The 21,331-nt window shown below is 57.6% G+C and carries 16 protein-coding genes; 4 read left to right on the top strand and 12 right to left on the bottom strand.

Going from position 1 to position 21,331, the window contains the following annotated elements; translation table 11 throughout:
• Window positions 1-9: 9 nt before the first annotated feature.
• Both ligD and ku read right to left on the bottom strand, forming a co-directional pair.
• Window positions 10-2,463 (bottom strand): DNA ligase D, encoded by a 2,454-nt coding sequence (gene ligD / locus FPY71_RS15270; protein WP_149301193.1) that lies wholly within the window; start codon window positions 2,461-2,463, stop codon window positions 10-12.
• A 2-nt stretch (window positions 2,464-2,465) separates the two neighbouring features.
• A complete protein-coding gene (ku, locus tag FPY71_RS15265; RefSeq protein ID WP_149301192.1) occupies window positions 2,466-3,287 on the bottom strand; it encodes a non-homologous end joining protein Ku in 822 nt (273 codons plus the stop codon).
• A 156-nt stretch (window positions 3,288-3,443) separates the two neighbouring features.
• On the opposite strand from ku, the gene FPY71_RS15260 reads away from it, so the two are divergent.
• Window positions 3,444-5,081, top strand: coding sequence for a tetratricopeptide repeat protein (locus FPY71_RS15260; RefSeq protein ID WP_149301191.1), 1,638 nt, complete (start codon window positions 3,444-3,446; stop codon window positions 5,079-5,081).
• A 21-nt stretch (window positions 5,082-5,102) separates the two neighbouring features.
• Here FPY71_RS15260 and FPY71_RS15255 read toward each other — a convergent pair whose 3' ends face one another.
• The 10 genes from FPY71_RS15255 to FPY71_RS15210 form a co-directional block, all read right to left on the bottom strand.
• The gene (locus FPY71_RS15255) at window positions 5,103-6,071 is read right to left on the bottom strand and encodes a formylglycine-generating enzyme family protein (RefSeq protein WP_149301190.1); all 969 of its coding nucleotides are present in this window, start codon (window positions 6,069-6,071) and stop codon (window positions 5,103-5,105) included.
• A gap of 70 nt (window positions 6,072-6,141) precedes the next feature.
• Window positions 6,142-7,440: a BatD family protein gene (locus tag FPY71_RS15250; protein WP_149301189.1), complete on the bottom strand. Its 1,299-nt coding sequence runs from the start codon at window positions 7,438-7,440 to the stop codon at window positions 6,142-6,144.
• Window positions 7,437-8,909, bottom strand: a complete 1,473-nt coding sequence (locus FPY71_RS15245; protein ID WP_149301354.1) for a VWA domain-containing protein — start codon at window positions 8,907-8,909, stop codon at window positions 7,437-7,439. Before FPY71_RS15245 ends, FPY71_RS15250 begins: the two co-directional genes overlap by 4 nt.
• The gene (locus FPY71_RS15240) at window positions 8,906-9,892 is read right to left on the bottom strand and encodes a VWA domain-containing protein (RefSeq protein WP_149301188.1); all 987 of its coding nucleotides are present in this window, start codon (window positions 9,890-9,892) and stop codon (window positions 8,906-8,908) included. Before FPY71_RS15240 ends, FPY71_RS15245 begins: the two co-directional genes overlap by 4 nt.
• The gene (locus tag FPY71_RS15235) at window positions 9,879-10,394 is read right to left on the bottom strand and encodes a DUF4381 domain-containing protein (RefSeq protein ID WP_149301187.1); all 516 of its coding nucleotides are present in this window, start codon (window positions 10,392-10,394) and stop codon (window positions 9,879-9,881) included. The genes FPY71_RS15240 and FPY71_RS15235 overlap by 14 nt, the downstream gene beginning before the upstream one ends.
• The gene (locus FPY71_RS15230; RefSeq protein WP_149301186.1) at window positions 10,394-11,347 is read right to left on the bottom strand and encodes a DUF58 domain-containing protein; all 954 of its coding nucleotides are present in this window, start codon (window positions 11,345-11,347) and stop codon (window positions 10,394-10,396) included. The genes FPY71_RS15235 and FPY71_RS15230 overlap by 1 nt, the downstream gene beginning before the upstream one ends.
• Entirely contained in the window at window positions 11,344-12,321 is a 978-nt protein-coding gene (locus FPY71_RS15225) for an AAA family ATPase (RefSeq protein ID WP_149301185.1), read from the bottom strand. Before FPY71_RS15225 ends, FPY71_RS15230 begins: the two co-directional genes overlap by 4 nt.
• Before the next feature lie 60 nt (window positions 12,322-12,381).
• On the bottom strand, window positions 12,382-14,016 hold the full coding sequence (locus FPY71_RS15220) for an arylsulfatase (protein ID WP_149301184.1): 1,635 nt from the start codon (window positions 14,014-14,016) through the stop codon (window positions 12,382-12,384).
• Between the two features lie 187 nt (window positions 14,017-14,203).
• Window positions 14,204-15,064, bottom strand: a complete 861-nt coding sequence (locus tag FPY71_RS15215) for an alpha/beta fold hydrolase (RefSeq protein WP_149301183.1) — start codon at window positions 15,062-15,064, stop codon at window positions 14,204-14,206.
• A 46-nt stretch (window positions 15,065-15,110) separates the two neighbouring features.
• Window positions 15,111-16,427, bottom strand: a complete 1,317-nt coding sequence (locus FPY71_RS15210; protein ID WP_149301182.1) for an NAD(P)/FAD-dependent oxidoreductase — start codon at window positions 16,425-16,427, stop codon at window positions 15,111-15,113.
• A gap of 230 nt (window positions 16,428-16,657) precedes the next feature.
• Here FPY71_RS15210 and FPY71_RS15205 point away from each other — a divergent pair, with 230 nt between their 5' ends.
• The 3 genes from FPY71_RS15205 to FPY71_RS15195 all read left to right on the top strand — a co-directional run bounded on the left by FPY71_RS15205 (window position 16,658) and on the right by FPY71_RS15195 (window position 21,316).
• On the top strand, window positions 16,658-18,691 hold the full coding sequence (locus tag FPY71_RS15205; protein ID WP_149301181.1) for a hydantoinase/oxoprolinase family protein: 2,034 nt from the start codon (window positions 16,658-16,660) through the stop codon (window positions 18,689-18,691).
• Between the two features lie 9 nt (window positions 18,692-18,700).
• Window positions 18,701-20,395, top strand: a complete 1,695-nt coding sequence (locus tag FPY71_RS15200) for a hydantoinase B/oxoprolinase family protein (protein WP_149301180.1) — start codon at window positions 18,701-18,703, stop codon at window positions 20,393-20,395.
• A 96-nt stretch (window positions 20,396-20,491) separates the two neighbouring features.
• Window positions 20,492-21,316, top strand: coding sequence for an IclR family transcriptional regulator (locus FPY71_RS15195; RefSeq protein WP_210246309.1), 825 nt, complete (start codon window positions 20,492-20,494; stop codon window positions 21,314-21,316).
• The last annotated feature ends 15 nt before the right edge of the window (window positions 21,317-21,331 follow it).

Here is a 21,331-nt window from a genome sequence, read left to right as displayed (position 1 = left end):
TTGAACGGTCTATCGGGCTTTGCGTTTGCCGAGCGGTGCAGCGGCCGCCCAGAAGTCTTGCCATGGGTCTGCCGTCAGACCATCCAGGCGGACCGGCAGTGTCAGTACGGTGAAATAATCCGGGCCGATATCGCTGGAAAGCTCTTCCCAGTTGATTGGAGTGGAAACGGCAGCGCCGGGCCTTGCGCGGGTGGAATATGCGGCAACGGCGGTGGAGCCCCGCTGGTTGCGCAGATAATCAATGAACACTTTTCCCCGCCGCTTTGCCTTGCTGATGGTCGAGATGTACCGGTCCGGGCTGTCTGCGGCCATTGCATCGGCCAGCCCCTTTGCAAATGTCTTGACCTCCTGCCAGTCGTTCTTTTTTGCCAGCGGTGCTACAACGTGCAAGCCTTTACCACCGGAGGTTTTGACAAAGGCTGAAAGACCACTGGCCTCAAGTCGTTGCTGAATTTCCTTTGCGGCATCCATCACCGCAGGCCATGACACGTTGTCACCGGGGTCAATGTCCATTGTCAGCATGTCAGGGTGGTCCCAATCCGTTATCGGCGCGCCCCACGGATGTATTTCCAGCACGGCGGATTGAACCAGCGCCAACAGCCCATCCAGATTGGAAATGGCAATGAACGGGTTGCCGCCGGGCTCGGCCGGGTCGTTGACCAGAGTTATGTGGCTGCTGATCCCTTTCCATGCATGTTTCTGAAAAAATTTCTCGCCTCCTATGCCATTCGGACAGCGCAGCAATGCCAATGGCCGCCCGGATACGTAAGGCGCGATATGCTGCCAGATCTGGCTGTAATAATCTGCCAGACCCTCTTTGGTCACGCCGTCATCTGGCCAGTAGAGTCTGTCAGGATGGGTGAGTTTGATCGTGCGGCGCGGTGGCTTGGCTTCTTTTGAAGCGGGCAATGTTTCGCGCACAATGTCTTTTGCCGGCTTATCTTCCCGCAATCCGCGAAACGCCGCGTGGCGCAGGTGGCCGTCGGCCGTCCACGCCCTGAATTCCACCTCCGCGACCAGTTCCGGCTTCACAAATTCCACCCGCGAGGCGGCGTCACTGCTCAACTTTTCGGAAAACGGGCTCTTGCTGGTGCCCAGCTTTGCCAGGTCCCGGAAAAGTTGCTCTGCCACCTTGCGGGTGAATCCGGTTCCGACCCTTCCCAGATGTCGCAGCTTCCCGTCTTCAAACACGCCCATGACAAGCGAGCCGATGGCCTTGGCATAGGTTGTTGAGGGCGTGTATCCGCCGATGACAAATTCCTGCCGTGCGGAGCACTTGGATTTGCGCCAGTTTTTGCCACGCCCGGCCAGATAGCGAGAGCTGCGTTGTTTGGAGATGATGCCTTCAAGGCTGAGCCTGCAAGCATGTTGCAGCACCATGGCCCCGCTTTCGTCATAATGCTGGCTGTAACGCAAACGGTCCGGAGCGCCGGCCAGAAGGCTCTCCAGCAATGACTTGCGGTCGGTCAACGGGGTCTGGCAAAGGTCAAGCCCATTCAGATGCATCAGGTCGAAAGCATAAAAAACAAACCGGTCATCGCGGCCGTCGGAAATGTCGGACTGCAGGGCAGAAAAATCCGATGTTCCAGCGCCGGTTTCAACCACCAGCTCGCCATCCAGAATTGCGTTGTCCGCTTCCAGGCTTTTGATCGCATTGACGATGCCCGGGCCAAATTTTGATGTCCAGTCCAAGCCGCTGCGGGTCATGAGGCTGACATTGCCGCCATCAATCCGCGCCTGCAGTCGATAGCCGTCAAATTTGATTTCATGCAGCCACTCCGCTCCAGAGGGCGTCGGATTGCCTGATGCCGCCAGCATGGGGGGTATGAAGTCGGGCAGGGGAGCTTTTCGAGCTTTTGGCACAGTGGGTTTGGCTGCCTGCGGCTTTTTCCTTTTGGCCGTTTCCGGTGACAGGTCCTTGATATCGCGGCCGGTCTTGATCGATTCTGGCCGCTCTCGCAAAATATCCTTGCCGCTTTTAGGGCGGGCGAATTCATCATCGCTTTTGATCAGAAGCCAGTTTTCGCGTTTTTCATCCGGCTTGTTCATGCGCACAAGGTGCCAGCGTCCGTGCAGCTTCTGACCCTGCAATTCAAATTCAAGATGGCCTTTCGCCAGGCCCTTCCCGGCATCGCCAACGGGTATCCACTTGCCGTTATCCCAGACAATGACATCACCGGCGCCGTAATGACCCTTGGGAATTGTCCCTTCAAAATCGCCATAGTCAAGTGGATGGTCCTCCACATGGACAGCAAGCCGCTTTTCACCGGCAATCAGCGACGGGCCTTTTGTCACGGCCCAGCTTTTCAGCACGCCATCCATCTCCAGCCGCAGATCATAATGCAGGCGGGTTGCGTCATGCTTCTGGATAACGAAACTGTCTCCCGACTTCCGGCCTTTTCGACCGCGCGGTTCAGACGTGCCGGAAAAATTTCGCTTCTTGCGATAGGTGTCCAATGCCATGGTCAGCCCGCCTTTCTGCGCGATGCAGCGGGTTTTTTCCTGCCACCACCTGCTTGCGCAGCGCTTTCCCGCAAGGCGGCCATCAGATCAATCACCTTGGCCTCCGGGCGCTTGCCCGCGGGCTTGATCTTGCGCCCTTCCAGCTTGGCTTTGACCAGTTCTGCCAACGCTGCCTCATATCGATCATCGAATTTTGCGGCATCAAATTGCCCGGCCTTGGTCTTGATGATGTGTTTGGCCAGGTCGAGCATTTCCGGCTCAATTGCCTTGTTGCCCATGGTGCTGAAATTCTGCTGCTCCGAGCGGATTTCGTAGTCAAAATTCAGCGTTGTAGCGATCAGTCCGGAGCCTGCTGGCCGAATGAGCAGTCGGCGCAACCGCCGAAAAAGCACTGTGCTGGCAATTGCGGCCACATTCTTTTTCCGCAAGCCTTCGCGGATCAGCGCAAATGTTTCGCCCGCCGCCTTGTCAGCAGGGGCCAGATAGTAGGGTTTATCCAGAAACAGCGTATCGATATTTGCGCATTCGACGAATTCGGACACCGCAAGCGTCTTGTCGGAGTCTGGGACGGTTGCGGCAATTTCCTCATCAGACAGGATGATGTAATCGCCCTTGTGGGCTTCATATCCCTTTGTCTGGTCTTCTGCTGCTACGGGTTTGCCCGTTTCGCTGTCCACAAATTGCCGTTTGACGCGGTTGCCGGTTGCCCGGTTGATTGTGTGAAAGGAAATACGCTCTGATGTGGATGCCGCCGTGTACAGAGCCACCGGACACGTGACCTCGGCAATTTTCAAAAAGCCTTTCCAGTTTGCCCGTGGAGCCACCGTGCACCTCGCTTTTTCCGGCAAAATTGCTGCGGGAACAACGTCAGGTGCTGCGGCAGGGTTCCGCAACCTGAAATGAGTATATTGCAACTTAACGTTGCATGATCGATAAATCAGCCAGTTATACTTTAGTGACCAGTTCGTGCGAGGGCGGCCATGAGTGCTGAAGTGTACGATGAAATGGCCTATGAAGTTTCTGCAGATCAGGCAAAAGCAGAATTGCAGCGATTGCTTTCCGATCCGAGATTTCGGGTTTCGGACCGGCAGCGTGATATTCTCAAATATCTTGCGCAGCGGCAAATGGCGGGCCACCGCGACAGCGTCAAGGCCTATGCCATTGCGCTGGATGTTCTTGGGCGGGCAAACACGTTTGACGCATCTCTTGATCCGATCGTGCGAATTGAAGTGAGCCGCTTGCGCACGGCATTGAGCAGCTATTATTCGGTGTTTGGTCGCGAGTTGGGCATTTCCATTGTTGTGCCGAAGGGCAGCTACATTGCGCAGTTTGCGGCGCAGCCACCCGCCGCTCAGGTTGAAGTCGCTGAAGCCGCGGCGGTTAAAAGCCAGCGCCGCAGGTTTGCTCCGGCAGCATTGCTTGTTCTGGCACTGGCAGGCTCGACTGGCGCTTTTTGGAGCGCGGCGAACCGTCCTGTCATGACCGAAAAACCGTCTGTGATCATTTCCATGTCCTCGCAAGACCCGAAACTTGCTGGAGAGGCCAGCCAGACCAGAGACATGCTGCTGACCGCGCTCACCGGTTTTCAGACGGTGGTGGTTTCCAGAGCTGGCGCTGCGCCCCGCGAAAATGCCCGCACCTATGAAATCGAATTGAAATATTACGATGAGGGGAGCGAGAGAGGCGTCTGGTGGCAGGCTGTGGATGCTGCGAGTGGCGAGCTTCTGAAATCGGGCATGGAGCGGGTTGAGGTGGAGGGGCTTGCGCCTGCCGCCATACGAGCAAGGCTGGCTGGCCAGTTGGCACGCGAAATTGCCTATCGTCAGAGCGCGATCAACCTGAACGAAGTTCAACAGGCGCTGCCCGATGCGCTGGGGAATGCCTGCGTTCTGCGAGCAGAGCAGGCGTTGGCCGGCGGGCTTGCCAGCGAGGTAGCCTCGGCGACGCGCTGTATTGATCGCACATTGGCTGAAAATGCCGATGATGCCGACAATCTTGCACTGAGTGCGCGCACCGGACTGTACAGTTCCAGCGCCGGGAGCAACCTGGCGGCAATGGAGGCGGCGCGCCGTGCCATAATGCTTGCCCCGCTTTCCGACCGCGCGCAAGCCGCCATGATGGCGGCGCAATTTGCTGCGGGCGAAACGCATGCAGCGGTGGAAACCGGCACCAGAGCCATGGCTCTGAACCCGGAAAACCCGGACAACCTTGCAGCATTGAGCTTTGTGCTGTTTTCAGGCGGTCATTGGCAGGCAGCGTCTGATCTGGCGCGCAAGGCCGCATCCATGGCCGACGGGCCAGCGCCGGAGGCAATTCTGGTGCTGGCGCTGGAAGCCTATCGCACCGGACGCTGGTCGGAAGCTTCGTTGCTTGCCGAGAGGGCTGGCAGCGGCAGCGTACTTTTGCGTGCGCTTCGCGTGGCTGCCCTTGGTCAGATGGAGGCAGACGATGCGCCATCCCGTTTGCAGGCCGCCCAGGCCGATATTCCCGATTTTGAAAGCAGCGTTCGCAACGTCCTGGCAACTGCCGGCCTGCCTCCGGCTCTGGTTGAGGGGCTGGAAGTAGGGCTGACCAAAGCGGGTGCAGGTTTTGGCAGACTGGCCAGCATCAAGCCCTGACTGAAAAGCATTTCATCCCGATTATCCTTGCGCAGCAGCACGTTTGACACAACGAAACCCGACATGGCTGGTTGATGTGTCTTCCGGCTCGGCGTGGCGGGCCGCTGGCCGATAGCGCCGGCAGTAGTTTGGTGCGCACAGGTGAGAGCCGCCCTTGAGAACGCGGCGGGGAATTCTGATGGAAGGCTGACGCGGATCATAACTCTGCTCAGCGCTGCTTGTCCGGGGATTCACCGGGATACAGCAGGAATGGCTGGCCGGTTGCGGGTGCTTCATGGACCAATAGTCGCTTGTCCACTCCCACACATTTCCGATCATGTCATAAAGACCATAACCGTTCGGCGAGAAAGATTTAACCGGAGTGGTTCTTTCCTGTCCTTTTGGCTTTGTTGAATGGATTGGAAACGTGCCTTGCCAGGTGTTGGCCATGATACGGCCCTGCGGTGTCAGTTCATCTCCCCAGGCAAATTCCGTATCCTGCCCGCCTCGGGCGGCAAACTCCCACTCCGCCTCTGTGGGCAGCTCCAACCCAGCCCAGTCTGCATAGGCTTTGGCATCCGACCACGCAATATGCACCACGGGGTGGTCCAGCCTGCCGCGCAGATCGCTGAGGCCACCCAGCGGCCTTTTCCAGTTGGCGCCGAATTTGAACGTCCACCATTGCGCAATATCTGTGCCGGACACCGCTTTGGGCTGCACGAACAGCAGCGAGCCGGCGCGCAGCATTTCCGGCAGGGCGCCGGGGTAGTCTGTTGGGTCCGGCGCCTTTTCAGCCATGGTGACATGGCCGGTATTTTTAACAAAATCGGCAAATTTCCGGTTGGTGACCGGTGTCTCATCTATCCAGAAACCATCCACCGTGACCGGGTGGGCTGGAGCTTCTTCCGGATAATGTGCGTCCGATCCCATGACGAAGGTGCCCGCTTCTATCCAGCGCATGCCCTCGACGCGATTTGTGCCAATCTGCGGTTCGTTGGCTGCTAGGCCCATTGTCTACTCCCGATACAGAGCCGGAGGTTTCAGGAAACACAGAATCTTGGTCAGTGCGCAACTCTAAATTTCAGTGCAATGTCGGCGAGCGCTGTGTGGCGGATGGGTTCAATTCGGGCAGAATGCTGGTGCCTGCCACTGCGGCATTCGCTATCCTGGGCCGTGTGATCAGCCTTGCCACGCGCCGCCTGTCAAACGGCTCCTCGCTTTGGTTGAACACGATGCTTTCCAGTTGCTGCACCGGCTCGGCAAGGGCCGGGTTCTCACTGTCTACGTAACCCTTGAGGGTCTGGTAACCTGAAAACGCTGCAAGCTGGTGCAGAGCGTTGTAAGCCGATGGCAAATCCTTATGCAGAATGGCGTGGCGAACCTGTCGCAGGCGGCTCCATCTGGACGATCGAATATGAGCTTTCACACGCTGAAGCCCGTGCATGGCAGCCGTGGGAACAGTTCGCAGCCACCAGCAGGCACCGGCAATTGCAAGTGCAACCCCTATCCATAGCGCAACTTGTCGCCGGTGTTCGAAACTGCCTGCCTGGTTGGGTGAGGTGGCTGGCGCAATGCCCGCTTGTGCTGACGCGGGAGCCACGCCGATCAACGTTGCAGGCAATGTGGCCTCTTTGCTGACCCCGGCAGCCTCATCAAACCATGCATAGCGAATTTCAGGCAGGGTGAACTGGCCACTGTGGGGTGCAATGTAAGACATGGTTTCTGTGCGCTGGCTGGCTGTCTCGCCACGCCCGGATGCAATGCCGTCTGCAATGGTCGGTGGTTGATTGTATTGGTCCAACCCTGTCGCCGTGCCTGTTATAACCGGCGGCATCAGCATTGACTGCGTTTCTTTTGCCGTGACGGTGATGGTTCGCACCAGGGCGTCACCTGCATGAAGGGTTGCCGGGTCATGGTCGAAAGACTGGGTGAGCGTGAGGTCCCGGGCAGAAAACACCATTAAGCCGCCAGCATCTTCCACGGTGAAACTGGCAGGAGCAGTGATGACTTCGGCCTTTGTTGGTGTGCCATCGCTGGAATAGGCGAAAGGAATATGAACAGGCGGTATTGCGAAGGAGCCGGACTGTTGCGGCACCACCGCATAGCGCCGCGCAATGCCGGAATATTGCGCGCCATCAACAGTTTCAACGGTGTTCTGCGCCCGCTCTGCGGGCAATGTCACCAGCGCCCCGGCAATGTTGAACAGTGGAAAGTCCGGGGGTGAAGTGAAAAAGCCCGGCGCATAAACCTCCACGACAAGGTGGATCTGCTGCCCGGGCACAATGGACTTGCCCGCATCCACTGACATTTTTGCAAAAGGCTCAGCCGCCAGCGAGCTCATACCTGTGAGCAGGGCCAACAGTGTCCAGATCGCCCTCATTGGCCTGCCTTTCGCGCTTCGATCGCGAATTTGCGAGCCATCAGGTCAGCAGGGCTTACCTCGATATTCTTCATCCACATATCAGTGGTCTGCTCGGCCATATCCACAGTGCCAGCCTTGCCCTGTTTGCCCTTGTCATCGAACTGCACATTGTCCGGCTTTTCATTCGGGTCGGATGGCTGATCCTCATCATCCTGTTGTTGCTGCAAAAGGCGTTTGGCCAGCGCCAGATTTGCCTCGGCTTCCGGCCAGTTCTGCCGCCCTGCAAGCGCTGTTTCAAACGCAGAAACGCTGTCATCAAACCTGCCAGCGCGCAGCAGCGCGTCGCCCTTGTTGAACCAGCCCGCAGGCGTATTTGTGGGAAAGGTATCTGCCGCCAGGGCGAAATTACCGGCACGATACAGCGCAACGGCTTTCCACAAGGGGTCATGAAACAGTTGGGCCGCTGAAGTGAAGTCTTCGCGCTCGAATGCCAGCCTGCCCTGCTGGTCCGGTGTCAGCCAGATATTCCGCCACTCCGACGCGTGGCTTTGCGCGGGCAGAAACAGTTGCGCGGCCAGGAGCAGAGCCGTGATCCGGACCACCCACCCACGCCGGAAAGACAGCGCCAGAAGCGCCGCCAGCGGCAACAACAGATACCAGCCCTCATCTCGCCAGCGGTCACCATCCGAGGCCGCGGCGCTGGCAAAATTTGTCTGCACCTGCTGGGTGATCCAGCGCACATCCTGCCCATCATCCGTCATGGTGGCCACGGCGGCACCGGTGGAACTCAACCCCTTGAGCGCATCCACATCCAGCCCGCCGGAAACAGTGCCAAAGCCTAGAATTACAGTGCTGCTGTCCAGTGCCTGCGTGGCAGCAGCTTCCACCCCGTCAGTCAGCATAAGCACCGTGCCCGGCGCGCCATCTGCCTGCAAAAGCGCTCTGGCCATTTTTAGCGCTGCAGCCGTGTCCTTGCCGGGGCGCGGCATGAGCCTGGTTGCCAGAGCATCGGTGTAGGATTGAATCAGGTCCGCATCATCCGTCAGCGGCACGACCAGATGGGCGGTTCCAGCATAGGCAATGACCGCCGTTCTAGAGCCGGGCCTGTTGTCCAATATGTCGTGAATTTTCAGCTTGGCGCGTTCCAGCCTGCTGGGGCTGACATCTTTGCTGTCCATATCTGCCGAAAGGTCGATCAGGATAACCAGAGAGGCCGTGTCCGAGACAAAAGGCGGTGGCTCGCGATGCCAGGCCGGTCCTGCCAACCCAACAGCGGCAAGAGCCAGAACAGCGGCCATGCACCATGCAGGCAGCATGCGGCGGCGCTTTGGCGGCTCCACCACCAGCCGGTTCAGAAGATGCGGCGCTATCAGGCCCTTCCATTGATTGCGAATATCGCCGGCGTGGGACGCAAGCCAGATGAAGGCTGGAGGACCAAAAAGCGCGAGCAGCCACCATGGCCGTAAAAAGTGGAAATCCGCCATTATGCCGCTCTCCGTTGGAAGGAGGACCATGCGGCGGAAAGGAAATAATAACCTGCCATCAGAAGAAATGCCGCCGCGAGCGGCCACTGGAAAAGGTCAATGCGCGGACGCCAGGAAAGCACCTTCTGGTTTTCCGGCGTAATGCGGTCAAGCTCGGTGTAGATCGCGGCCAGCGCGGTCTGATCGGCTCCGAAAAAATACTGGCCGCCTGTGCTGCTGGCGATCTGCTGAAGCGTTGCAACATCCACCTTGTTTTCACCCGATGCCTGCGGGTCACCAATTGCCACGGTGTGAACAACGATATTCTTCGCATGAGCGGTTTCTGCCGCCTTTAACGGCGGCATTTTGCTGACAGTGTCATTGCCATCCGTCAGCAGGATCAGCACTTTCTCTGGAACGTTGGTTTTTTCAAACATGCGAATGGCAAGACCCAGAGTGTCGCCCAGGGCGGTTCTGGGGCCGGCAATGCCGGGCAGAAGATCTGCAACCATGGACTGAACTAGACCATGGTCCATTGTGAACGGTGCCAGAGGATAGGGCGCGTCACCAAACGCAATCAGCGCTATCCTGTCGCCGGTGCGTTTTGCGATAAAGTCTGAAACAACCTGCTTCACCGCTTCTACACGCGCCTCTGGCTCACCGCTTGGGGCCGGGAAGTCTTTGGTGTCCATGGATTGCGACAAATCGAGCGCCAGCAGAATATCTCGCTGCGGCTCGGACTTCTCAATCGGCGGCTCCACAAGTTGCGGGCGGGCAAGTGCCAGCACCACCAGACACCATGCCAGCCCCAGCACAACAACCTGCCTCAACGGAGCTTTGGCAACTATTGCGCCTTCACCCGGCTGCACGCCTGCCGCAGCGGCGACCTGGTTGAAGAATGGCAGGCGGATGGAGGCAGAAGGCTGGCGACTGGCGGGCAACAGCCACCAGACCAGCAAAGGCAGGGGAAGCAGCAACAGAAACCATGGCAGTTCAAGCTGATACATGGTGTGTCTCTATCCACCGGCGTGTGGCGGCGGTCAGATCTTCCGCCATTTTGGCGGGCAGCGGCGGAGCGCTGTCGGCTTTCTGATACTCCAGATCTTTCAAAACGTCTTTCAGCGCGTCGCCAGCACTGTCTTTGGATGTGTGGTTCAGGAAGGCAATCCAGTCATCACCGGATAACGAGGCAACATCGGCACGTGGCCATGCTGCCAGCGCCGTGCGTTTGACAAGTTCCGCCAGCCTGAAAGCGTCAGCGCTTAGGGCGGCCGATGCCTGCATATCCGTGCAAATCTCGTCCAACAACCGCAAAGCCTCGCGACGATAGGCATTTTTGCGGTAGTGCCGCACATAGGCGGCAACCGCGATCAACACCGCAATGAACAGGCAAACGGCAACAACAGCCCAGCCCCAGGTTTGCGGCATCCACGAGACCGGTTCAGGCACTATGATATCATGCATGGAGCGCAGGGCGGTTTGCGTTAGCGGATCAAGCCCCGGCTCCATCAGCGCCTCCGCTGCCGCCAGGCGGTTTGCTGCAGCAGACGGCGCAACTGGGGCGCGGTTTCCTCTGCCGCAGAAACCGGCAGCATTGGCAGGCCCAGTTTCTTTTGCCATGCCTGGAATTCGCGGCCTCTTTGCTGTGCAAAACTGTTCACGCCAGTGCGAACGCCGCGCTGTTCAAGCCGGAGCTCTGCCTGAAGGCCTCCACCGCTGACCACCAGATCACCCGACAGCGGCAGCTGCAGCAGAAACGGGTCGTAAATCAGCAGGCAGATGAGGTCATTGCTTGTGGAAAGCTGCAACAGCAGATCGCGTGTTGCTGTGTCATGGCCATCCAGATCACTGACGACCACAATCAGATGGTCGTGATGGGCCATAGCAACAGCCTTGCGCAGCACGTCGTTCAGCAGATCAGCCGCGGGTGGGGCCATATAGGCAGCCGAAAGCGCGATGTTTTTTTCCGCTATCCTGTCGGCAAGGGCAATAACCGCACTCCGACTTCGGTGCGGCCGTAACTCGGTGATATCTCCGTCGCCAAACACGAAACCACCTATGCGATCACCGGAGCCGAAAATACGCCAGGCACACAGCATCGCAGCTTCTGCCGCAGTGACCGACTTCATGCAGCGGCGGCTGCCAAAGAACATGTTGATGCGCTGGTCTACCAGAATGAGGGCGGGGCGTTCCTTTTCCTCATCATAGACCCGCACAAAAGGCTTGCCGGTTCGCGCCGTGACACGCCAGTCGATGGAGCGGATATCATCTCCCGGCAGATAATTTCGCAGTTCTTCAAATGTCAGCCCGCGACCGCGCATGGCGGATGACATTTGGCCCGCAAGCTGCTGGTGGCTTCGGTTCTTCTGCACAAAAGACAAGTCGCGGGCTTGCGCCTCCAGAGCCACAAGCTGCTGGGTGCTGGTGTAAATGCCAATCTCTGGCGTGGCTGCGGGTTTCATGACACCGCAACCAGTTCAACCACGCGGTCAATCACCTGGTTGGCCGTTGTGTTGGCAGCATGCGCCTCATAAGACAAAATCAGGCGATGGCGGAAAACGTCGTGCACCACGGCTTTAACATCATCCGGCGTGACATAATCCCGGCCCTGAAGCCAAGCATGTGCACGCGACACCCGGTCCAGCCCAATCACCCCCCGCGGACTGACCCCGACCTGCAGCAAGCTGGCCAGTTCCTTGTCGTAACGCGCCGGATACCGCGTGGCAAAGACCAGAGCCACAATGTATTTTTCCACCGGTTCGGCCATTGAAACATTGCCGATTTGCGCGCGTGCTTCAAAGATCACCTGCGGGTTCAATCGCTCCTGCGGGTCTGGTTTTTCGGGCTGCTGCGATGCATTTTCCTCGTCCCGGTTCAAACGCATAATGGCTGCCTCGGACGCTTCATCCGGGTAGCCGACCTCGATATGCATAAGAAACCGGTCAAGCTGCGCCTCTGGCAGTTGGTATGTGCCTTCCTGCTCAATCGGGTTTTGCGTTGCCATAACCATGAAAAGCTCTGGCAGTTTGTAGCTTTTGCCGCCGACAGTGACCTGCCGCTCTTCCATGGCTTCCAGCAAGGCCGATTGAACCTTGGCTGGTGCACGGTTGATTTCATCCGCCAGGATCAGATTGGCAAATATCGGCCCCTGCTGAAACTGGAACGCGCTCTTGCTCCCATCTGAAACATAGATATCCGACCCGGTGATATCTGCCGGCAGCAGGTCTGGCGTAAACTGCACGCGTGACAAGCTGGAATCCAGATTCTTGGCCAGACTTTTGATCGCCCGTGTTTTGGCAAGGCCGGGCAGGCCCTCCACCAGCAAATGGCCATTGGCCATGAGGCCCAGCAGCAGCCGCTCCACCATGGTGTCCTGACCAATGATGGATTGGCCAATGCGCTGGCCAAGGGCAAGAATAGCGTCTCGTGCTGTCATGACTCTGCTTTCAGGCAGGGGAAGTGAAGGCGCCGGATGGCGCCTTCAAGCGAGGCGCAACTACTCGATCCCGCGATCCTTGAAGGATTGATCGATCGCCTTGTCCACCTGCTCACGAACGCCTTGAATGTTGAAGCTGGCATTGCGTTGGCTGGGCGGATATTCGACGAAAGTTTCGAGAAATTCTGTGGCTTTCAACTGGCCTTTGACCAGCAAAAAGTCATTGCGCACCAACCAGTCATTATATTGATCGGACACTATGTCGGCCCGCTCATAAGGGTCCATACGCAAGTTGAACAGTTTCGGAATGCGCCAGGTTACCAGCGGTGTTTGCCAGACTGCAAACCCGCCGGGAGCCGGCTGTTCGCTGAACACCACCTTCCAGTCATCATAGCGCGTTGCCACCAGATCACCGTCATCATCAAAGTAGAAGAACTGATTGCGCGCGCTTTTGTCGGTCTTGCCAGTCAGGTAATCCAGCTGGTTATAGCCATCCAGGTGGTTCTTGAATGTTGTTGTGCTGCCATCCGGTTGCCATCCGGTGAGCAACCTTTCCTTCACATCCGCATCACCCGCTGCGGCCAGCAATGTGGGAAACCAGTCCAGACCCGAAATCATTTCGTTTGAAATCTGATCCGCTTCGATATGACCCGGCCAGCGTATCATGGCAGGTACGCGAAAAGCACCTTCCCAGTTGGTGTCTTTTTCGCTGCGAAATGGCGTGGTGGCAGCGTCTGGCCATGACCATTGGTTGGGCCCGTTGTCTGTGGTGTAAATGACGATGGTGTTATCCGCTATGTTCAGATCATCCAGTGTTTTCAGAAGCTGGCCGACATGGCCATCATGCTCAATCATGCCATCGGCATATTCATTGTAAGGCACGCCGCTCTGCCCGCGATGTTCGGGGCGAACATGGGTGAATGCGTGCATTCGTGTTGTGTTCATCCAGGTGAAAAACGGCTTGTCCTGCTCCACCTGTCGCTTGATGAAATCAATCGCGGCGTTGGTGGTTTCGTCATCGATTGTTTCCATGCGCTTGATTGTCAGCGGTCCGGTGTCTTCAATCTGCCCATCTGCGGATGCTTTCACCACGCCGCGTGGCGAATAGACTTTCAGAAACTCCGCATCATCCTTTGGCCATGCCGGTGCTTCCGGCTCTTCTTCGGCGTTCAGGTGATAAAGATTACCGAAAAATTCATCAAAGCCGTGGTTGGTTGGCAAATACTCATCCTTGTCCCCAAGATGGTTCTTGCCGAATTGGCCGGTGGCGTAGCCAAGCGGTTTCAGCGCTTGCGCAATGGTAATATCGCCCGCCTGCAAACCCACTGGTGCGCCAGGTGCACCAACCTTGCAAAGGCCGGTTCGCAAACATGTCTGCCCGGTTATGAAGGTTGAGCGCCCGGCTGTGCAGGAATTTTCACCGTAATAATCGGTAAAAATTATTCCCTCATTTGCAATGCGGTCAATATTGGGCGTTCGATACCCAACCAGGCCCATGGAATAGGCGCTAATATTGGTCTGGCCGATATCATCGCCAAAAATGACGAGAATATTCGGCGGTGCGGTTTGCGCTGGTGTGGCGGGGGGCGTTGCGGGCTGTTGGGCACTGGCCGGTGAGAGAAACGTGGATGCCGAAAGCGCCGTAGCGAGCGCAATGGTTGCGCAGAGAAGTTTTCTATGAGGAAGGGGCTTCATGGCCGCCTCCTCGAAATTCGAGCGTCCATGCTTTCAGTCTCCCTTTTTCACTGAGCAAGGGAGACAGTTGAACTTTGTGCATTGTTGCGGAAGTACGCAACTGTAAATGCACTGTTTCGTTACGTAAATTCGCCGCAAAAAAGCCGGGCGGTGACCGGCATAGCCACCGCACGGCTGACCGCCAATTTCACCGATTTTTGTCGATGAACTCCATAACATCTTCAGCGGCTTTCTGCGGCTCCTGAAATGCTATGCCGTGGCCGGTGTTCTCGTAAATCTTCAGCGTGCAGTTCGGCATCAGTTTCTGGATACGCTCCTGCTGCTCAATCGGGCAGATGCCACCCTTGTCACCGCACAGAAGCTGTGTCGGGGTTTGGATGTGCGGCAACTCCTTTGTCAGATCGGCATCCAACTGCCAGATCCAGTGTCCGACATAGGTGTGGGTTTCAATCTTCTTGCGCTCCGCGCGCTGCCAGGCATGGAAGTTTTCGCTTCCCTTGCCCGGGTCGGTCACCCAGTCTGTGCCGATGATTTCGTAGTATTTTGCCATGCCATATTTGGCGATGGCTGCCGCTGGCGTCTCTTCACCCGCGGCCCAGGCCTTGGCAAAATCTTCCGGAATTTTGACCAGAGGCGACTGGATGCAGGTCAGTGTCTTGATACGATCCGGAAAAAGATAGGCGAAATTGGCACCGGTGATGCCGCCGCTGGAATCTCCAACCCAGTGAATTTTTTCAATTCCAAGCTGGTCCATCAACGACAGGGCATCTTTGGCATAACGACGGCCAACATTGACGCCATCATCTTCCGCCTCGCCCGAAAGCGTGCTGCCAGGAGGCGGTGCGCTGGACAAACCCCGTCCGCGCTGGTCCCAGCGCAGCACTTTGAAACGGCGGCCAAGATAGGGCACCATCGGACCATAGAATTTTTTGTTCAATGTCGAGCCGTGGAGAAGCCCGATGACCTCTTTTCCATCTTCCCACGGGTCGGTGAAATCATCGAGAACATAATCGATGTTGATTCCATCGTCCGTTGTAATCGTTGGCATAGGGACCCTCTTGCTTGGTTGAATGAAACTTTAAGGCGGGTTTGAACTAGATTCCGAATTTGTCGCGGAACCGATAGTAGAAGGCGGCCGTCTGCATGATGGGCAAATGCAGACCACGCAGCGGTATAGGCTCGAAATGGTCATCGGACATGGTGACCATTTCGTTTTTTTCCCCCAGTGCCAACCGCGCAAGGTGTTTGCCAAGCAGGTTGGACAAGGCCACCCCGCGGCCACCATAGCCAAGCGCATAAAACACTTTGTTGCCCAATGCGCCCATATGCGGAAAATGGTCCAGCGTCATGGCAATGTGGCCGGTCCAGTGATGGCGAATTTCAATATCGCGCAACTGAGGAAATGTTTCGCCAAGCTGGGAGTGAAGGAGGTTAAAGAATTTGGGGCTGTCGGTGCCGGTGAAGGAACCGCGCCCGCCGAACAGAAGTCCGCCATCGGGTGTGCGCCGATAGTAGTTCACCAGATTGCGCATATCCGTCACCAGCTCGCCGTTCGGCAATATGGCCGGGCTTAAATCATCCGGCAGCGGCGCGGTGGCAATAACGGCAACCGTCATCGGCAGCACCCGGCGGATGAGCGCGTTGCTCTGTTCCAGCGTGCCGGGATAGGCATTGTTACAGATCAGCACCTTTCGGGCCTGGACGCTGCCGCCTGGCGTGTCCACCCGTATCCAGTCACCCTCACTGGTCAGGGAAGTTGCGGCGGAACCGCCATAAATTTCAACGCCTTTTGCCAGCAATGCCTGACCAAACTGGCGGCTGTAGTCCAGCGGATGCACCCCGGCCGACCTCTTGTCGAGATAGCTGCCGGTGTAGATGCTTGAACCAGTGTGTTCGCGCATTTCATCCGCACTCAACATGCGGGGGCTGTTGTCCTGAACCGAGGATGACAGCCACTCAATGTCTTTCTGCAGTGTTTGAGTGGCCTTGGCGTTGGTTGCGGCGGTTATATGTCCGCAGCGCTGAAACCCGCATTCTAGTTGCAGGGTCTGGACATTCTCCTCCAGCGTATCAACCGCTTCGTGAATCAGTTTGTAAAGTCGCCGTGCCTTTTCTTCGCCCAGACTGGAACTGAGAGTTGACCATGGTTTCTTGTAGCGCAGCACCGCCATGCCGCCATTGCGCCCGCTGGCGCCCCATCCAAGATCGCTGGCCTCCAGCACCACGCAGGATACGCCACGCTGCGACAGTTCCCACGCCGCATTCAGACCGGTAAAGCCCGCACCGATAATAACCGCATCGGTTTGGACACGGCGCTGCAGCGTTGGAAGTGCTGGCACTTCTGTCCCGGTTGCAGTCCAGACAGATTGTGGATGCTGGAAAGCGGGATTGTCTGATTCTGACACACGCATTGCTGCCACTGATTACTCCCGCCTTTTTCAATGTCCGTTTCACAATGTCCGGTGTTGATCCCGGTGACGATGAAACCATCCGTGTATCGAATATCGATAGCATTGCGTCGGACATCGATAACGTGTCACATTGTTCGTGTCGTCGCAAGTGCTGTAAGGTTGGTGCGCCGGCAGACAGTTGGAACGGTGGCGACTGCACAACGCAGCGTTGGAGTTAAGAGGCAAAGGTCATGGTCGAAATTGGTGTGGATATCGGCGGCACGTTCACCGATGTCGTCTGCCGACATGCAAATGGCACCCTGAATGTTATGAAAGTGCCGACCAGCCGGGCGGACCCGAGTTTGGCAGTTCTGGCTGCAGTGGCGCAGCTTCGCGACGAGTGGGCGGTTGCACCGCAAGACATTGCCCGTTTCGTTCACGGTACAACCGTTGCTACCAATGCGGTGCTGGAAAGGCGCGGCCCTAAAACCGGACTGATCACCACCAGCGGTTTCCGCGATATTCTTGAGATCGGCAGGCAGGTTCGCTCCACCGTTTACAAGGTGCTTTTGCAGCCGGAAGAACCGGTGTTTCTGTCTCCGGGTGCGCTGCGCATGGAAGTGCCAGAGCGCATTTCGGCGCAAGGTGAGGTTGTGACCCCGCTGGATGAGGCCGCAGTGCTGGCCGCAGCAGACGAACTGGTCGAAAAAGGCGTGCGCGGCATTGCGATCTGTTTTCTGTTTTCCTTTCTGGACTCACGGCATGAAGAGCGGGCCGCAGAGTTGATACGCCAGCGTTATCCGGACCTGCATCTGTCGCTTTCCAGCCAGGTTGACCCGGCTTTCCGCGAATATGAACGCACGGTGGTGACCGCGCTGGACGCCTATATCAAGCCGGTGGTGGATGACTATCTGACCCATCTGCGTGATGGGTTGAAGGTCGGCGGCGTGGAAGCGCCATTGCGCATCATGCAATCGCGCGGCGGCATTGCCATGAGCCATGTTGCGCAGCAAACGCCGGTGCGGCTGTTTCTGTCCGGCCCGGCGGCGGGTGTCATTGGTGCGCAGAACACCGGCTCGATGGATGGAATTTCCGACCTGATCAGCGTTGATATCGGCGGCACCAGCTCTGACATTTCCCTGATCCGCCAGGGACGCCCGCTTGTACGCCCGGAAGGGCTGGTGGCGGGGTATCAGGTGCGAGTGCCGATGGTGGACGTGAACGCCATTGGCGCCGGCGGTGGCAGCCTTGCCTGGCTGGATGGTGCAGGCGGGTTGCGTGTCGGCCCGCATTCAGCAGGCTCCGAGCCCGGCCCCGCCTGCTATGGCAGAGGCGGCACACAGCCCACGGTTTCAGATGCTTCGGTTGTTCTGGGTTACATAGACCCGGCTTATTTTGCCGGTGGGCGCTTCAGCCTGAACCCTGCACTTGCACATGCGGCGATTGAGGAAAAAATTGCCCTTCCGCTCGGGATATCCACGCGGGAAGCCGCCTTGGGAATACACCGGGTTGTCAGCGCACAAATGGCAGAGGGCATTCGTCTCGTCTCCATTCGTCAGGGCTTTGATCCGCGCGAATTCACGCTTCTGCCACTTGGTGGCAATGGCGGTATTCATGCCTGCGCCCTTGCAGCAGAGCTGAGCATCGGCCGGGTTCTTCTGGCGCGCCATCCCGGCGTTCTCTCTGCCATCGGGCTGTTGTCCGCCCAGACCGAGCACGCAGTTTCCACAGCCTATGGTGCGCCGCTGGACAAGCTGTCGGTTGACGATCTTGGCACGGTTGTGAGCGAGCTTGATGCACGCTGTATGGAACTGATGCGGCAGGAGCAGCTAGGCGCGGCTGAGACCGATGTGAGCTATTATGCCGACATCTGCTATATGGGGCAGTCGCACTATCTTGAAGTGCCATTTGCGCTGGATGGCGCTGTTGCCGATGCGCTGTATCGCGACTTTCGCAGCGAGCATGAACGTGTGCTGGGCCACAGCACCGACTCGCCGGCCCGCATTGTCAATTTGCGGGTTATTCGCCGCAGCCTGCCGGAAAAGGACGTTGCGCCGCCAGCCCGCCAGCCAGGCAACGCCGCAAAGGCTGCCCGGCGCGAAATCTCCCTGATTGGCTACCCGGACCCGCAAATGGCCGATGTTTACAATCGCGACCATCTTGAACCCGGGCAAAAGCTGCACGGCCCCGCAATCATCGAGCAATCTGACTCGACCACAGTGGTTTATCCCGACTGGTCGATTGACGTGCTTGAAAGCGGCAACATCCTCCTCACACGCGATTGAGAAGCTCCCATGACACAATCTGCCAAGCTTGACCCTATTACCGTGGAAGTCGTGCGCAACAAGCTGGAGGGCATCGCCAACGAGATGCAATCCACTTTGCTGCGAGCGTCCTTCTCTCCCATTGTGCGCGAGGGGCTCGACGCTTCTGCCGGGCTTTTCACCGTTGAGGGTGAAACGCTGGCGCAGGCCATTGCCATACCCATCCATCTTTCCACGATGATCCCGGTGCTTGAGGCCATCATCAAGGAGTTTCCGCGTGAAACGATGAAGGAGGGCGACCTCTACCTGATGAATGACCCCTATCTTGGTGGAACGCATCTTCCGGATATCGGCATTGTCATGCCGATTTTTGCTGAAGGGGAACTGGTCGCCTTCAGTTCTTCCATGACCCACCATCAGGATGTCGGCGGCATGGTTGCGGGTTCGGTGCCAACCAATGCCACCAGCATTTACCAGGAAGGATTGCGTCTGCCGCCGCTGAAACTGCGCGATGGCGACAAGTTTGACGAAGGCCTTATCAAGATTCTCAAACTTAACAGCCGTATACCCACAATTTTCATGGGCGATATCCATGCGCAGATATCTTCCTGTGTGGTTGGCGCCAACCGGATCGGTGAACTGGCCAGGACTTATGGAGCGGCACAGGCACGGACAATATTTGCCACGCTTCTGGACCGTTCGGAAATCATGACGCGGGATGCTCTGAAGGCTATTCCAGATGGCACCTATCGTTACGTTGACTACAACGACAATGATGGTCTTGATCTGGACAAGCGCATTCGGATCGAAGTGGCCATAACCATAAAAGACGGAACATTCCACTGTGACTTTACGGGCAGCAACCCGCAGGTCCGTGGCCCTTTCAATGTCGTCAGGTCCGGCTCTCTGGCCGCAGCGTTTTTTGTGGTGCGGGCGATTACGGGCGCAGATATTCCGACAAATGGTGGTTGCCTCCGGCCGGTTACGATGGAAATTCCAAAAGGGAGCATTCTGGACCCGGTGGAGCCCGCCCCGGTTAACGCCCGATCAGCCACCATCAAACGCGTGACCGGGGCCATGCTGGGTGCCATGCGGGAGGCCATGCCGGAAGTTATTGGCGCCGATGCCGCGGGTGAAATGCTGCTGTTGATGTTTGGCGGAGCGCAGGAAGATGGCAAGCCATATGTTGTGGGTGAGTTGATTGCCGGTGGCAGCGGTGCCGGGCCGGAAAGCGACGGCGTGGATGTGATCGAGACAGATGCCACCAACTGCATGAACCTGCCGGTGGAAGCGATTGAGATGGATGCTCCGATTCGCATGCATCGCTGTTCGTTGCGCCAGGATTCGGGTGGCGCAGGCACGCATCGGGGTGGTCTGGGCATTGTGCGCGAATATGAAATTCTCGGCGATGACGTTACGTTCACGCATCGCGGCGAACGGCATTTTGTTGCTGCCTCAGGTGGAGAAGGTGGCTCTTCCGGGCAATGCGCGCGCACAGTCATTTACCGGCAGGATGGCTCGGTTGAGACAGTGCCTTCCAAAATCGTAACTCAGCTGGCGCGCGGCGACAGAATTGTGGTGGAGACCGCGGGCGGTGGCGGTTTTGGTGATCCGGCCCTGCGCGATCCGGCAGCCTTGCAGGAGGATGTTGCCAACGGCAAGGTCAGTTCGCAAGCCGCCGAAAGCCTGTATGCTGTTGACAAAAAGGTTGTGGCGGCGGCATGAGGCAAAGGCCCGATCGCCGCCGCACAACGGGACGCGAACCAATTCAGTGGGGGTGGCACTGTCACCCTTTCCCACAGCAGGCAAGGTGATACGAATTTGCAAAAGAACAAAACGGATCACGTGGACGGTCTCTTCAACCAGTCTCTGGAAAAAGGCCTTGCTGTTCTTCTGGCGTTCAGCCCCGAACGTGAAGCAATGAACCTTTCGGAAATTGCGGTTGGCGCGGGCATCAGCAAAAGTGCCGCGCAACGTTTTGCGCACACGCTGGAAACACTGGGTTATCTGCACAAGGATCCGTCGACCAAGCGCTATTCGCTGACGGTTGCCACTTTGGCGCTTGGCTACCGCTACCTTCTGGTCAACCGGACGATTGAGCGGGCCAATCCGTTTTTGCTGGACCTGAACCGGGCATGCCGCGAAACGGTGAACTATTCCGAGCCGGACGGTGCCGAAATGGTTTATGTCGGCCGGTTCCCCACCAGCCTGACAACACCGGTTCACATGCCTTTGGGCCGAAGACTGCCGATTTTCTGCACTTCGGCTGGCCGGGCCTATTTGTCCTGCCTGCCGGTGGATGAACGGCGCAGCATTCTGCAAAGTTCTGATCGCGTTGCGCACACCCGCAAAACCATAACCGACGTGGAAGCTTTGCTGACACTGTGTCAGGAGGCATCGGAAGAAGGCTATGCTTATGCGGATGGAGAGTTTTACACAGGTGATCTCAATGTCAGTGCACCCGTGTTGCAATCGGGCAGGGTGGTCGGAGCTATCACCATTTCCGCCCCGGCAACGCGCTGGACGATAGAGCGGCTGCGCGAGGAACTGGCACCGATGGTCATGGAAACTGCAAGGCAGGTTTCAACGCAAACACCGGAACTTGATCAACTGGAGCCTTTTCGTCTCGGCTCCGGCAAGGTCTAAGACGCAAAGCCTGTA

It is taken from the genome of Aureimonas fodinaquatilis (assembly GCF_008369445.1).
In the GTDB taxonomy this organism is placed as follows: domain Bacteria; phylum Pseudomonadota; class Alphaproteobacteria; order Rhizobiales; family Rhizobiaceae; genus Aureimonas; species Aureimonas fodinaquatilis.
This window is presented reverse-complemented; position numbering and strand designations above follow the sequence as displayed.